Raw genomic sequence first — 13,144 nt, 5'->3', positions numbered from 1 at the left:
ATTCACCACTATTTGCGTTCATCCTGCCGGATTGCGGGTGCTTCCTCTGCGGTGGCATTGTCCTTGCCAGCGGCCGCGTTTGCAGCCAGTTGGGCCCAGATCTTTCGGTCCGACGCTGCTTTTAAGGCAACAGCTTCATCAGGTGGGAACCCCAGATCCAAAAATATATTTCCCCCCACAGGGGTGATATTCGCAGTACCACTATCGGCATCAGACATGTGCGGTTTCATTGAAATATCCTTTCATTCGGCATGCAGCCTCTCTTCCTAGCATACACCCATTAATTTGCCGGTAAACCCTTGCGAGGGTTGGATTTTTCGTCTGGACATGCACTTGACAATGGCAAGTTTTATGGTAGTTGGCGGCCGCTATCTTCGAGTTGCTGCGAACCCGTTACAAACTTGCCAGATCAAAAAAATTTGTTAGCTTGGTGGATATCACCTCAGGAGATTCGCCATGTCTAGTCGTCAAGTGTTGTTGCGTCTCGGGGCTTCGGCTCTGGTGGGGTTTGCAGGTCTGGAAATGATTGCCATGTATCGGGGTGTTCATCTCGGCAGTGATTACCCACGTAGTTTGTGTATGGGCCATCCCGCTTGCCTGCACATGGACAGTTACACCGAAGTGCCGAATCTGTTCAATGGCAAGGTGATTCAGTATCGCCTTACCCTGGATACCTCCAAATTGTCCCCGGCTGAACGTGCGGCTTTGCCGGATTTTCAAGAGGCACTGGATGCCTTTCCAGTCAGCAATAACGAAGCCTTCTGGGCACATCTGACCGGTTCGAGCATGCATGGCACGATTGTGCTCAAAGACCCGCCGCCCGTGTCTGTCGTACCGGCCTCGCCTCGTCCCCGTCACACCGGCAAAGGCAAGCATCGTTTGTCCACTTCGGGCGTGCGGATGTAGTCATTCAATCATCTTCCACCGCGTTCATCCGGAGCGCTTTGATTTGGCTGGATCGGAATACTTATCACACTGCAACACAGGAGTTCATCATGCTGGCTGGCTTTGGCTTACTCAACACCGTCTTGATCGCGTTTGCCCTGTTGGTGGGCTTGCTGCATTCCACCCATCAATTAGGCGGGGATGCATTATTCATGGCCCAGGCGGCCATCGTCATTGCGGTGGGCGGTGCCGCATTTGTCACGCTCCTGGGTTCGTTCTGGGCTGTCGCCTGGGCATCCATCAATCTGTTGTTCTTTCTGGTGAATGCCATTGCCGGCGGCAAGTTCCTTGAGGCGGGGACCGGTCAGAGTGGCACCTTCTGGTTGTTTGCCGGCTTGAACCTGGTGGTGTTTCTGGTACCGCTGGTGGCAGCCATGTTTGATCAAAGTGCAGTGGATCCCTCCTGGTCCGGACCTGCCTCCTTAGAACGCGCCCCCAGCACCCTGCATCCGGGACAGCTACCTGCCGGACAAGCCGGCATCCGTTACAAGGCTGTACCTACCCGGGTAACGCTGGACGATCTCGCCGGCATGGCGAACACCAAACAGGCGTTGTTAAAGGCTGGCCAGGAAGCTGCGGGGATGCGGGATACCCATGGCGTGAAACGTCGCAACGGGATCTTGCTGGAAGGTGAACCCGGTAACGGCAAGACCGAATTTGCCAAGGCATTGGCGGGTAGTCTCAAGCTACCGATGATTTATGTGTCCTTTGGCGATATCCGCAGTATGTGGATTGGGGAATCGACTCAGAATCTGCGCAAGATCTTTGAAGATACCCGCGCACAGGCACCCTGTGTCCTGTTTCTGGACGAGATCGACAGCTTTTTACCCGATCGGGGTGCCATGGTGGCGGGTGCCAACAGCGAGAAAGAAGACCTGGTGAACGAGTTTCTCAGTGCCTCAGTGCTGCTGCGTGAACAGAAGGTGGTGCTGATTGGGGCGACCAATCATCCGGACAAGCTGGATGCGGCCGCCATTCGCGACGGGCGCTTTGACCTTAAAATCCACATCCCCTGCCCTGACCTGGCCGCCCGCATCGGCTTGTTGAAGAAATTCATTCACCAGTATGTGCTGGCAAGATCGACCGCCATCCGCTTGGATGAGCAGGCTTTGGTACAAGTGGCCAAGCGCTGGGATGGTTTCTCGGTGGCGCGGCTGGAAGCCGTCACTCGGCAACTGGCGGATGACGAATCGTTGACGGTGGTGGATGGCCCCGCCCTGCAGCAGGCGCTCAAACAGATTACCCGGGCCGGCGAAACCCGGCGGGAAGATGCCCTGAGTCTGGATGAACTGGTCTTTAGCCCTAATACCAAGGCTCGTGTTCATGAACTGGTCGCCACCTTGCAACAGGCACAGCGCTTAGTCGAGATGGGACAAGCCATCCCGCGAGGCTGGTTACTGACTGGGGCTCCAGGCACCGGTAAGACGGAAGCCGCCATGGCCATTGCCCATGCCGCCAGCTGGACCTTCTTCAGCACCACTGCCAGTGAGTTGATCGGTAATCCGGACAAGCTGGCTACCCTGCTAGAGAAAGCCAAACAGTCCAAACCCGCCATTCTGTTCATTGATGAAGCAGAAAAAGTGATGCTGGACCGTGCGCAATATCACAGCAACAGCACCGTGTTTGAAGCCTTGTTGACTGCCATGAATGGCACCAAGTCGGCGGTCAGTGAGGTGGTGTTTCTGGCCGCCACCAACCACCCGGAGATGATCGACCCGGCCTTTCTGCGCGGCGGACGCTTCGGGCAAGCCATTACCTTTGAAGTCACCGACCTGCATCAGGTCCAAGCATTACTGCAACGCTGGCACGCCAAACGCCCACAACTGCAGTTTGCACCAGAGCTCCACCTGGACACGCTGTATCGACGACTCGCTGGTCGTGCGCATGCGGACGTGGTGAGTTGTCTGAATCAGGCGGCGACCAAGGCGATCTTGCGTACCCCGGAAGGCAAAGTCTGGCTGCGTAATGAGGATTTTGCGTGAAGAAATTCATACAGCGTATGGGGAAAATCCCGGCCGGATTCGCACATCCTGGAAACTTGACTCGGGAACGTTTTATGAGAAGCTGGTTTTACTGCACCAGGTCATGACTGTACTGCATATCTTCACTACATCACTCAGGAGATTATCGCTATGAAGCAAGACAGACACCTCACCCATCACGACGATGGGCAGCCAGGCATGGCCACAGGGTCCTGCCAGGGCAAACGGACGCAGTGGTTACTGGAGCAGCTTGATTCGCCACGCCCCGGCAACGCAAAGGTGCGCGCAGCACTCGCACGGTATGTAAGAGCCCTGCGGCAACCGGAAGCAGCACAGTACGACCACTGATAGAAAAGGAAACATCATGAACCAGCTTATTCTGGCCCTGACGCTACTCAATCTGTTGCAACTGCTACGTTATCGCCTGATCGCACAGCGTCGTATTAACCAGCTGGAAACCCAATGTCATCGTTTGAGTGCAGAACTACGGGTACACGATCCCCTGCCCGTCCGCTGCAATCTGAACATTCCGGACAAACTGAATCCGAAGCAACCGTGGTTGATCAAGGACCCACATACACCGGTGATGATCGGCCCCAGAAACGTCGAGACCATCCGTTATGTGCAGACCTCATAAATCCGCATCTAGGCAGACGATCAGGATTTGAGAGTTATCCACAGAATCTGTTGAAAAACGACGGGATGACTCCGTAAAAACCCTGATCAAACAGGCCTGTCACTGCGATGATGAAGAAATAGGCAGTAAATTGCACTGCAACAAAATGTCAGCAGATCATGAAACCGAATGAAACAAGGAGAAACATATGCAAAACCCGACCCTGAAACAGATCGCCTGGGCAGCTGCCAAAGAGACTCCAAGGCTGTTCTTTAAGCCGCTGGTGGGGATGTATCGCTTTATCGTGAAGCTACTTATAGCAGCGAAGCCAAGGGATTAAGCAGATACCGTCGACACCAGATGATTTGTGTAGATCAACTGGGATCGACGGCCTGCATGAGAGACTATGTCCATTTCTAATTTTGAATTGCCTTTAGCAAGTCACTTTGGGGAGTTCGTTCCACCGGGTGGTATAGCGAGGAGACAAACGCTCCCGACGCATCTCCCACCCCTTGTATAGCTCACTGGCCAGTTTGATTTTCTCTCGGCCAAATCGGTGCGCAATTTTGTCCATGGATTGCATGAGGGCATCACGGCGAGGGTTGGAGAGCTGTATTGGTTCAAACAGGTCATGCTGGTGAAAGCTCTTTGGCTGGACTTCCAGCAACATCACCCCTGCCTTTTTGTAACGGTAACCTTTGCGATAGAGCTTGGCCAATACCTGAAGTGCCAGTCGTTGTACCACCAACGTATCATCCGTAGCGCGTGACAGCATACCGGTCATACTGCCATAGTGTTGAATCAGTTCCGGTTTAAACGGATTCGTCCGAATCATTATAGTGAAACCGTTAGTGACAGATTGCTGGCTGCGCAGCTTCTGCATCGCCCGGCAGACATGATGGGAAATGGCAGAGCCTAGTACATCTAGATCAGACACTTCATGCGCGAATGACCTACTACACATGATCTGTTGTTTGTCGGGCGCATTTTCTTCCAGCGGAAAACACACAATCCCTCTCAGCTCCAGCACCGTGCGGCACAGTACCGAACCAAACTGGGTTTTAATCTGATCAATATCTGCGTCACGCAGTTGTTTAACCGATTGAATACCCAACAGTCCCAGACGTTCTGCATGTCTCCGCCCCACGCCCCAAACCTCACTAATAGGCAGGCTTTCCAGCAACGCATCCAATTCCAGCTGATTGAGTACCGAAATATCAAATACTCCTTTAGCGGATGGGCTAGTCTTGGCTATATGGTTGGCCAGTTTGGCCAGTGTTTTGGTCGGGCCAAATCCGACTCCGATACCCAAGCCAGTACACCGTTTGATGCGCTCCACAATCGCACGGCCATGACTTTCCGCTTGATGCAGTCCATTCGGGTACAGCAAGAACGCTTCATCAATACTGTAAACCTCATGCGCAGGTGCCATGTCTGCTAACAAGGTCATCACCCGATTACTCATGTCGCCATACAAGGTGTACTGCGAACTGAACACCGCCACCCGGTTTTGACGAATGACATCCATGCACTGATGTAGCGGCGCGCCCATCTTGATACCCAGCAGCTTGGCTTCCTTGTTTCTGGCGATAATGGAACCGTCGTTGTTTGACGCCACGATCACAGGCTTACCTCGCAGATCAGGCCGAAAGACCTGCTCGCAGGAGGCATACATACTGTTCACATCCGCTAGCGCCCACAGCAGCATTTACTTCACCAATTTTCTCGCCAGACCAATCACCGAACCCCAGACATACCAGTCCTCGGTTTCAAGCGTGGCGTTCTCATCTCCCTGCCACAGGCGCAGCTTCATTTCCCCTTCCTGACAGAGCACCACCAAAGTACCAGTGCGGGGTAACACGCTCTTATCTACCACCAGAATATCGCCCGTATTCACCATCACTTTCTGGATGGGTTTGCCGGTGTAGGACATAAAGAAGGTACTTGAGGGATGCTCAATCAGGTAATCCACGACATTGAGGGGTTCATCAAGCCAGTCTGCGGCTGGGCTTGGAAAGCCCGCAGTCACGCGCCCCATTAGCATCTGGTAGCAATGGGTTGGACTGTTTGGATCGAAAGGAATCTGGGTTAGTGTGTTCATACAAAACATTGTAGAACGATCGTTCTGTTAAGTGAAGTGCGTAAAGCACTTACAGAAACAAATACCCGATATGAATAGGTGAAGAAATGCCTACAATACAGATATCAACTTGCTTGCGAGCTGCATCATGTGCGTGAACTTTATTCCCCCATCTCCTCAGCAGTTGCGCGAGCATTTCAAGGTGCAACTGGACACCAGCACAGGCTGGCCGACGGAAACGTGGCAAGACTACGCTGCCCCGATCATCTTGCAGGAGGATGGAACCTCAAAGGCGGTACTGGCTAGTTTTGGCATGATCCCGAAACAGCATTTACCAGCAGGGGTACGCATTTCGACGATGAACGCACGAGCCGAAACGATCGGTCAGCTCAAAACCTATCGCCACGCCTGGCACAATGCCCATTTATGTCTTGTCCCGATGCTGGGATTCTTTGAACCGTGTTATGAATCAGGTAAAGCCGAACGCTGGAAAATCAGCATGGCAGATGGTGAACCGTTTGCGGTGGCAGGGCTGTGGCGAGCATGGAATGAAGCAGAGGGAGATATCAGGCACTCGTTCACGCAAATCACCATCAATGCTGATGAGCACCCGTTAATGAAACGCATGCACAAGCCGGGGGATGAAAAGCGCTCTTTAGTGATCGTGCCAGCGGATCAATATCAAGACTGGCTGAACTGCAAAGACTCGGAGGTGACAAGAAGTTTTCTAGCACTGTATCCAAGCACAAAAATGGCCGCTCAAGCAGTGCCAAGGAAAACTGATAAAAATACTGGTAATTTGAACCTGTTTTAAGAAATTTCTTGATAGTACGAAAGTCGGGTAGTAAGGCCCACTATTTAAAGTCAGAAAAATCAATATCAAGACAGGATGAAACCAGCTGCATCATCATTCAAATTAGCCAACTAATATTTAGCAATCAATGACGATTTATCGTCATTCTTCTTGATGCAGGCATCCCTGCCCTCCTTGTATATTTTCTTCAAATCCGTTGTGCAATCAGATACCCGAGCGGGCCACTGTCTGATTATTTTTACAAGTCAATATAACTATTTCGAGGAGCAATCATGAGTTTACGTGTTGGTGTAATCGGTACCGGTGCCATTGGTCAGGAGCATATCCGTCGTCTTTCCAAAAAACTGGTAGGCGCAGAGGTAGTGGCCGTTAATGATATCAATAAAGAAGGTGCGCTGAAGTTTCTGGATAACGAAGCACTGAATGCCCGCTTTATTGATTCTCCGCATGACCTGATCAACGCGGCTGATGTTGATGCGATTGTGGTGACCTCCTGGGGTCCGTCTCACGAAGAATTTGTGCTGGCATCCATTGCTGCCGGCAAGCCGGTTTTCTGCGAAAAGCCACTGGCTACCACCGCAGAAGGCTGCTACCGCATTGTTGAAGCCGAAATGAAAGCCGGCAAAAAACTGGTGCAGGTAGGCTTCATGCGCCGTTATGACCAGGGTTACAAACAGCTGAAAGCCGCGCTGACCAGCGGCCAGTTCGGTGCGCCACTGATGGTTCATTGCGCCCACCGCAATCCGTCAGTGCCGGACGCCTACGTAGGTGATATGCCAATTACAGATACCTTTGTGCATGAAATCGATGTATTACGCTGGTTGCTGGATGATGATTATGTCAGCGTGCAAGTGGTTGCTTCCAAGAACACCAAATACGCCAATCCGAACCTGAAAGACCCGATTCTGGTACTACTGGAAACCAAATCAGGTATCCGTATTAACGGTGAAATCTTCGTGAACTGCAAATACGGTTACGACATTCAGTGTGAAGTGGTTGCAGAAGAAGGCGTGGTCAGCCTGCCGGAACCAAGCAGCCTGCTGATTCGCCAGCACGAAAAACTGTCTACCAACATCATGAACGACTGGAAACTACGCTTTATCGATTCTTACGACGTAGAACTGCAAGCGTGGATCAACGATACCAAAGCAGGCAAGATGACCGGCCCGTCTGCTTGGGATGGCTACTTCACCGCTGTGACCTCTGATGCATGTATCGAAGCCAAAAACTCCGGGAAAATTGTGGCAATTACTACCCCACCAACCCCGGCCTTCTACCTGTAAGCATTAAGCCATCACCACAAGAACGGAGACACACATGAAGATCGCACTTGATCCATACATGCACCGTCATCTTTCTCTGCCGGAACTGGTCAGAAAAACGGCAGATCTGGGATACGAGCACATTGAACTCTCGCCACGCGCCGATTTTCTGGACTGGTGGGTGCTGCCACGGGCTTACCCTGAGCGCATCAAGGAATTCAAGCAGGCCCTGAAAGACCATCACGTACAGCTTGCAACCTTGCAACCCATGTATCGCTGGGCTAGTCCGTTTGAAGACGAGCGCAAGACGGCCATGAAAAACTGGAAGAAAGCCATCGAAGTCTCTGTAGAGATGGGTTGTGAGCTGATGATTTCTGAGTTTGGCCGTGGTGCCTCACCAGAGCGTTCTGTCGGCATGGGGCCAGGCGTGAATACACGCGAACAGTGTGAGGCCGCATTCCTGGCCTCCATGGATGAACTTCTACCCATCCTGGAACGCGAAGGGATCACCCTGTCGGTTGAGCCGCATCCGGAAGACTGGGTAGAGACTTTCCACCCGGCCATCGACATTGTGAAAATGCTGGGCTCAGATCGCCTGAAACTGTCTTACATAGCCCCGCATACCTTCTACTACGGGGATGACATGGCGGCCATGCTGAAAGAAGCGGCGCCGATTCTGGCACACGTGCGGGTGGCAGATACCTTTAACCACAAGGCTTCTTCCGGTCTTCGTTACATTGTGAACCCGCCAGGCTCCAATGTGCGCGTGCACCAACATCTGGACATCGGTCAGGGTGAAATCAACTGGGATGTGTTCTTTTCTACCCTGGCTGAAAACGGCTTTGATGGCGTAATGTCTTCTTGTGTATTTGCATGGGAAGAACGCGCAGATGAATCGTCCATTTTCATGCGCAAGAAAATGGATGAATACATCCGCAAATACTGGAAATAAACAGCTTTTTCTATTGTTTTACGCAGTTTAACGGAATCAGTTTTACTCTCAGCTCCTTTGGGTAACTTTGAGGGGAAGCCATCTGGCCTCCCCTCATTTTTTTGTTCCTTGCTTCTAGCTGCAAGACGCCAGCTGGAATGTGTTGATTCCTGATCAATAACAGTATAGTTTTCGGTCACGGCAGCCTGTTTGCCACAACCTAGCAGGATGGTCATTGCCATGGATGAAAACAGAAGAAAACGCGCACCACGCCTGAAAGAAATCTCCATTGAAGCAGGGGTCAGCGAGACCACGGTGGATCGGGTACTGAACGAGCGCGGTAGTGTTTCAGCAGCAACACGGGCCAAAGTGGTCGCCGCCGCCAAAAAACTGGGTGTACCCAGAATCTTGCCGGATATCCGTCATGGTCTGGTGCGTATCGAAGTATTGCTACCTGCAGATAAAACCCATTTCATTCAGCGCCTGACCAATAGTCTGCAACGCTACGCCCAGATGCTGGATAACCGAGTGATCGTGCAACGAACCGTGATTCCGGAATCCAGCAATGACGGGTATGTACAGCATATCCTGTACCCAAAATTTAGACGCAACGGCCTGATTGTGGTCTCACGTTACAACGACATGATTAGAAATGCGCTTGAACAGGTCATGGCACGCGGAGAATCCGTAGTGACCATGATGTCAGATTTTCCGGGTATTCAGCCGCATCATTATGCGGGGATCGATAACTACCGCGCAGGTGAAACGGCAGGATATCTGATTGGCAAATTGAACCGTCAGCCGGGTGATGTCATTCTGCTCACCAACAATCTGGCCTATAAAGCCCACCAGGACAGAACCGGAGGTTTTTCCACTATCCTGCATGAGAAATTTGGCCATTTGACCCATAATGACAAGCCAATTGAGACCCTGGATAACGTCGATAATGTCTATTTCTCATTGCAGAACCATATCAGACAGCATCCTGCACCAGAATGCATTGTAGCCATCTACAACAGTGGCGCTGGCTCTGCAGGCATCGAGGCGGCCATTCGCAAATTTTTGCCGGATAATCAGTTGACCTGGGTGGCACATGAAGCTACCGATGAACACCGAAAGTTTATGGAGGCTGGCCTGCTTAACTTTGTTATTGATCAGGATCCGGATGGCCAGGCAATCTCAGCCTTACAGCATGTGCTGTATGCCAACAAAGTTATCGAAACAGACCCCCAATCCAAGCCGATTGACTTCAAACTCTTTTGTGAAGCCAATATCTGGAAGACACAGTACTTCAACAGCTAGCGACAATCATACTGCTGGTTGTAAAGCTGACGGGCACAGGCTAGGCTGTGTTCCAGTCCTTCTGTCGAACATACAAAATATCGGTTTGCAAGAAACCGGTTAAGAAAGTCTTCAAAAAAGCTTTTTACTTGCCGGTCTATCTGCATCTGGCACTGCCAGTAGATCTGGTGTCTTTGTACCGCTGCCAGAAAAATGGCCCGGGAGTCTGCATCCTTGAAAATGACTTTACCGGAGCCTCCCAGGACTCGCAGATCTGCAGCAGAAAATGCATCTGCCCGTTTCAGAAACAGGCAGGTATGATCAAAGAGATCCACCCCGTAGATAACCTGCACCATACGCGAACCTGTAAGCTCGATGTGCGTATGTGCAAGTAACAACGACTGCATCAGCGTACTGGACCTTAATACTTGAAGATTTCTATTGATGAAATCTGCTCATTGGCCAGCAACGCCAGCTCACCAGACTTGACGGCATTTTCATTGGCGAGCGCCTCTGTAAGTGAGGCGTTTTCAGAAATGATACCGACCTTGTTCAACACGGCCCCCGTAACCGTCTCCTGAGCCATCACGGCTTCCGCTATCGAGTGAATGCAGGTGGTCAGCCGTTCGGACGTATGGTCGATTTCCGTCATAGCAATCAGGGCTTCATCCGAGCCTTTGATGATTTCCGAAATTTTGCCTTCCGCCCGTTTCATGTGACCAGACGCCGCCATGGTCTGGTAATTGATAGCCTGAATCGTTTCCTTGATTTCCATGGTGGCAGAAGATGTGCGTTCAGCGAGCTTCCTTACCTCGTCCGCCACCACGGCAAAGCCCCTGCCCAGCTCCCCTGCCCGTGCAGCTTCAATGGCTGCATTTAGTGCCAGCAGATTGGTCTGGTCTGCCACTTCCTTGATCACCAGAATAATCCGGCCCACATCGTTACTGTAGTTTTCCAGCGTCGAAATGCTCTTGCTAACCTCATTGACAGAGTTGATCACGTTTTTCACATCCAGCAGGGTATTGGAAATCACCGAGCTACAATTAATCACGTATTCGCTGGCAGAAGTTGCTACGGCCTTGGCTTGTGAGGATTTGTCCGATACTTCGGACATCAGCGTTTGTACAACGCGTACCGAATCCAGCGCTTCATGTGAGACTGAGGAAGACTCTCTGGCAGCCGAGCCTACATTTTCAGAGAACTGCTTCATGGCATGGGATGACTGGAACATATTCCCGGACGTCTCTGCAAAGCGCTTGAAACTGGTTTGAAGGGTTTCCAGTAATTTGTTAAACGATCCGGCCAGTTCTGCAAACTCGTTTTTGCCACCGTAATTAAGCCGGGCAGTAAAGTCTTTGGATTGTTCGATATCCGACACATACTGCTTGATCTGAAACAGTCCGCCGCCCACTTCGCGATACACCTTGATCGAGATCAGTAGCGTCAAACCACCAATCGCGATAATAAATATCCCCAGAAAATAATTGGCCTGCTTGTTAAAGGCGATGATGTCTACATAGGACTTTTTCAGATCATCCTGATTAGCACGGATATGGTTACCAATCGCCAGATCCAGATGGTCTGACACAACAGACAAATCCTTGGTGATGATCTCCCGGGCCGATGAGCTGTCGTTATTTCGAGATTTCTCCAGCATCAGATCGCGGGTCGACTTGAACTGATTGAATGCTGACACGTCTTTATCCAGCAATGCCTGATCATGCGACATCCCGTGTTGCAGACTGGTATAGGCATCAAAACCGCTGGCAATTTCCTTGTCCTGCCGCTTGATCTGCTCTTCCAGTTCGGCTTTGGCATCCATGTCAAAGTTAAATGCATGCATGAAAGCCTGGGTTCTGATGCTGGCAATCTTGTCCTTCAGGGCGGATAAAGATTCGATACGTGCTGATGCTGCCGTTTGTGCTGACTCCATACGGGATTCAGAATGCTGGAGCAAGGTAAACCCGACCAGCCCAACCAATAACAGCGAACCAAATAAAATGGCGAGAACAACCACCAGTTTATGACGAATCTGCATTGTGCTCTCCTGCTTTATTATTCTAATGACGCTATCAATGCATTCAGGAATGCAATGTAGCCAATCATCGACCTCTTGTTTTGCTGTGTATTTCTTCGGGATGGGATTGTCACGCCATAGCTTGCCCAGGATGGCGTTTTTACATGATCATCGGCGGTAATCAGGATGGTTTGCTGCTTGATACCGCTTTTGAACCTCATCAGCTCGTCAAATAATTGCAGCTCCTTTTTTTCGCCAATCACGATGAGGATATCTTTGCTTTTCACCCGATGAACATCATTGACGAAGAAACCGCTGACACCGTTGAGCGTGCTTGCGTCCAGTCCGCAGTCGACTAAGGTGTTTTCCAGATAAATAGCGGCAGAGTACAGCCAGCCTAGACCAATGACATAGACCCGATGTGCATTGACAATGGATGATTTCAACTTGCTGAAACCGACGATGTCATTGCGGATGATCTGCTGGATACTGTCTATGTCGCCCTTCAGCCGCTGGAGCACGTCTTGATCAGTGATACTACCTGCCGGTGTCTCATCTATCGGATTGCTGACTGGTATGTTTCTGGCAATAAAATCATTCACGAATGCGGCTTGCATGTCGCTGAAACCCGCATACCCAAACCGGTTAGCAAATCGGGCGATGGTAGAGGGCGTCACATTGCAAGCTGCAGCAATATCCATATTGCGGAGCTGCCAGACCTGATGCTGGTTCTTTTCCAGAAAATCGGCCACGCGCTGAAGCTGTGGGCTCAACGTCTGATAGGCAAACGAAATCCTTTCCATTACCCGCATCTGTTGCATGACTTCTCCACCAGACATATAGGCTCCACCCGGTTAAACAGAAAGGAAGGCTTGCAAAGGTCGCAAGCCTTTTCCCAGCAAAGAATTTACTTGAAGAACACCGGCGGTGTCGGCGCTGGCGCATTGGCCTGCCCCGGTCCGCGCGTCATCAGCCATTCGTGCGCCGGGTCGTTCTTGAAGCACCACTGGCGCTTCGGTCCGGCCATCACGTTCAGGTAGTAGCTCTCGTAACCGTACGGGGCACACACCGGGTGGTAGCCTCGCGGCACCATCACCACGTCACCGTCTTCCACCGCCATGCTTTCGTCCAGGCTGCGGTCGTCGGTATACACCCGCTGGAACACGAAGCCCTGCGGCGGGTTGATGCGGTGGTAGTAGGTTTCTTCCAGAAAGCT

At 51.4% G+C, this 13,144-nt stretch carries 16 protein-coding genes; 9 read left to right on the top strand and 7 right to left on the bottom strand.

The features are described from left to right. Window positions 1-8 precede the first annotated feature (8 nt). The gene (locus F552_RS20700) at window positions 9-218 is read right to left on the bottom strand and encodes a hypothetical protein (RefSeq protein ID WP_211208230.1); all 210 of its coding nucleotides are present in this window, start codon (window positions 216-218) and stop codon (window positions 9-11) included. Window positions 219-456: 238 nt separating this feature from the next. Between F552_RS20700 and F552_RS0105795 the strand changes: the two genes are divergently transcribed. The 5 genes from F552_RS0105795 to F552_RS20915 all read left to right on the top strand — a co-directional run bounded on the left by F552_RS0105795 (window position 457) and on the right by F552_RS20915 (window position 3,883). Continuing rightward, entirely contained in the window at window positions 457-906 is a 450-nt protein-coding gene (locus F552_RS0105795) for a hypothetical protein (protein WP_018150786.1), read from the top strand. 89 nt (window positions 907-995) lie between these two features. Next, window positions 996-2,927 carry an AAA family ATPase gene (locus F552_RS19975; RefSeq protein ID WP_018150785.1) on the top strand — a complete coding sequence of 644 codons (1,932 nt, stop codon included), beginning with the start codon at window positions 996-998 and terminating at the stop codon, window positions 2,925-2,927. Between the two features lie 150 nt (window positions 2,928-3,077). After that, the gene (locus tag F552_RS0105785; RefSeq protein ID WP_018150784.1) at window positions 3,078-3,275 is read left to right on the top strand and encodes a hypothetical protein; all 198 of its coding nucleotides are present in this window, start codon (window positions 3,078-3,080) and stop codon (window positions 3,273-3,275) included. Window positions 3,276-3,291: 16 nt separating this feature from the next. Further along, entirely contained in the window at window positions 3,292-3,564 is a 273-nt protein-coding gene (locus F552_RS0105780) for a hypothetical protein (RefSeq protein ID WP_018150783.1), read from the top strand. Between the two features lie 187 nt (window positions 3,565-3,751). Then, window positions 3,752-3,883: a hypothetical protein gene (locus tag F552_RS20915; protein ID WP_018150782.1), complete on the top strand. Its 132-nt coding sequence runs from the start codon at window positions 3,752-3,754 to the stop codon at window positions 3,881-3,883. A gap of 93 nt (window positions 3,884-3,976) precedes the next feature. On the opposite strand, the gene F552_RS0105770 is transcribed toward F552_RS20915, so the two are convergent. Both F552_RS0105770 and F552_RS18595 read right to left on the bottom strand, forming a co-directional pair. Further along, window positions 3,977-5,218 (bottom strand): Y-family DNA polymerase, encoded by a 1,242-nt coding sequence (locus tag F552_RS0105770; RefSeq protein WP_245546664.1) that lies wholly within the window; start codon window positions 5,216-5,218, stop codon window positions 3,977-3,979. A gap of 33 nt (window positions 5,219-5,251) precedes the next feature. Next, window positions 5,252-5,644 (bottom strand): LexA family protein, encoded by a 393-nt coding sequence (locus F552_RS18595; RefSeq protein ID WP_156802234.1) that lies wholly within the window; start codon window positions 5,642-5,644, stop codon window positions 5,252-5,254. 127 nt (window positions 5,645-5,771) lie between these two features. Here F552_RS18595 and F552_RS0105760 point away from each other — a divergent pair, with 127 nt between their 5' ends. From F552_RS0105760 to F552_RS0105745, 4 genes are all read left to right on the top strand, one after another. Continuing rightward, window positions 5,772-6,437, top strand: coding sequence for an SOS response-associated peptidase (locus F552_RS0105760; protein ID WP_018150779.1), 666 nt, complete (start codon window positions 5,772-5,774; stop codon window positions 6,435-6,437). Window positions 6,438-6,709: 272 nt separating this feature from the next. Then, entirely contained in the window at window positions 6,710-7,720 is a 1,011-nt protein-coding gene (iolG, locus tag F552_RS0105755) for a bifunctional inositol 2-dehydrogenase/D-chiro-inositol 1-dehydrogenase (RefSeq protein ID WP_018150778.1), read from the top strand. A 34-nt stretch (window positions 7,721-7,754) separates the two neighbouring features. After that, window positions 7,755-8,651, top strand: a complete 897-nt coding sequence (locus tag F552_RS0105750; RefSeq protein ID WP_018150777.1) for a sugar phosphate isomerase/epimerase family protein — start codon at window positions 7,755-7,757, stop codon at window positions 8,649-8,651. Between the two features lie 219 nt (window positions 8,652-8,870). Next, the gene (locus F552_RS0105745) at window positions 8,871-9,932 is read left to right on the top strand and encodes a LacI family DNA-binding transcriptional regulator (protein ID WP_211208229.1); all 1,062 of its coding nucleotides are present in this window, start codon (window positions 8,871-8,873) and stop codon (window positions 9,930-9,932) included. Here F552_RS0105745 and F552_RS0105740 read toward each other — a convergent pair. From F552_RS0105740 to F552_RS0105725, 4 genes are all read right to left on the bottom strand, one after another. Continuing rightward, the gene (locus F552_RS0105740; protein WP_018150775.1) at window positions 9,929-10,267 is read right to left on the bottom strand and encodes a hypothetical protein; all 339 of its coding nucleotides are present in this window, start codon (window positions 10,265-10,267) and stop codon (window positions 9,929-9,931) included. The two genes, F552_RS0105745 and F552_RS0105740, sit on opposite strands and share 4 nt — an antisense overlap. A 65-nt stretch (window positions 10,268-10,332) precedes the next feature. Then, window positions 10,333-11,949 carry a methyl-accepting chemotaxis protein gene (locus F552_RS0105735; RefSeq protein WP_018150774.1) on the bottom strand — a complete coding sequence of 539 codons (1,617 nt, stop codon included), beginning with the start codon at window positions 11,947-11,949 and terminating at the stop codon, window positions 10,333-10,335. Between the two features lie 17 nt (window positions 11,950-11,966). Beyond that, a complete protein-coding gene (locus tag F552_RS0105730; RefSeq protein WP_245546663.1) occupies window positions 11,967-12,731 on the bottom strand; it encodes a MurR/RpiR family transcriptional regulator in 765 nt (254 codons plus the stop codon). Between the two features lie 104 nt (window positions 12,732-12,835). Then, window positions 12,836-13,144: 5-deoxy-glucuronate isomerase (locus F552_RS0105725; RefSeq protein ID WP_026182424.1), on the bottom strand; the 309-nt coding region annotated here is incomplete at its 5' end.

Source organism: Leeia oryzae DSM 17879, from assembly GCF_000376945.1.
GTDB lineage: Bacteria > Pseudomonadota > Gammaproteobacteria > Burkholderiales > Leeiaceae > Leeia > Leeia oryzae.
The sequence above is the reverse complement of the archived record's forward strand: the minus strand, read 5'-3'. Positions and strand labels throughout refer to the sequence as shown.

Excerpts from the sequence above, each read along its gene's own strand:
- F552_RS0105735 (WP_018150774.1), bottom strand. The coding sequence starts at position 11,949 with ATGCAGATTCGTCATAAACTGGTGGTTGTTCTCGCCATTTTATTTGGT.
- F552_RS0105745 (WP_211208229.1), top strand. The coding sequence starts at position 8,871 with ATGGATGAAAACAGAAGAAAACGCGCACCACGCCTGAAAGAAATCTCC.
- F552_RS0105795 (WP_018150786.1), top strand. The coding sequence starts at position 457 with ATGTCTAGTCGTCAAGTGTTGTTGCGTCTCGGGGCTTCGGCTCTGGTG.
- iolG (WP_018150778.1), top strand. The coding sequence starts at position 6,710 with ATGAGTTTACGTGTTGGTGTAATCGGTACCGGTGCCATTGGTCAGGAG.
- F552_RS0105760 (WP_018150779.1), top strand. The coding sequence starts at position 5,772 with ATGTGCGTGAACTTTATTCCCCCATCTCCTCAGCAGTTGCGCGAGCAT.
- F552_RS0105750 (WP_018150777.1), top strand. The coding sequence starts at position 7,755 with ATGAAGATCGCACTTGATCCATACATGCACCGTCATCTTTCTCTGCCG.
- F552_RS20915 (WP_018150782.1), top strand. The coding sequence starts at position 3,752 with ATGCAAAACCCGACCCTGAAACAGATCGCCTGGGCAGCTGCCAAAGAG.
- F552_RS0105740 (WP_018150775.1), bottom strand. The coding sequence starts at position 10,267 with ATGGTGCAGGTTATCTACGGGGTGGATCTCTTTGATCATACCTGCCTG.
- F552_RS0105730 (WP_245546663.1), bottom strand. The coding sequence starts at position 12,731 with ATGGAAAGGATTTCGTTTGCCTATCAGACGTTGAGCCCACAGCTTCAG.
- F552_RS0105785 (WP_018150784.1), top strand. The coding sequence starts at position 3,078 with ATGAAGCAAGACAGACACCTCACCCATCACGACGATGGGCAGCCAGGC.
- F552_RS19975 (WP_018150785.1), top strand. The coding sequence starts at position 996 with ATGCTGGCTGGCTTTGGCTTACTCAACACCGTCTTGATCGCGTTTGCC.
- F552_RS20700 (WP_211208230.1), bottom strand. The coding sequence starts at position 218 with ATGTCTGATGCCGATAGTGGTACTGCGAATATCACCCCTGTGGGGGGA.
- F552_RS0105780 (WP_018150783.1), top strand. The coding sequence starts at position 3,292 with ATGAACCAGCTTATTCTGGCCCTGACGCTACTCAATCTGTTGCAACTG.
- F552_RS18595 (WP_156802234.1), bottom strand. The coding sequence starts at position 5,644 with ATGAACACACTAACCCAGATTCCTTTCGATCCAAACAGTCCAACCCAT.
- F552_RS0105770 (WP_245546664.1), bottom strand. The coding sequence starts at position 5,218 with ATGTATGCCTCCTGCGAGCAGGTCTTTCGGCCTGATCTGCGAGGTAAG.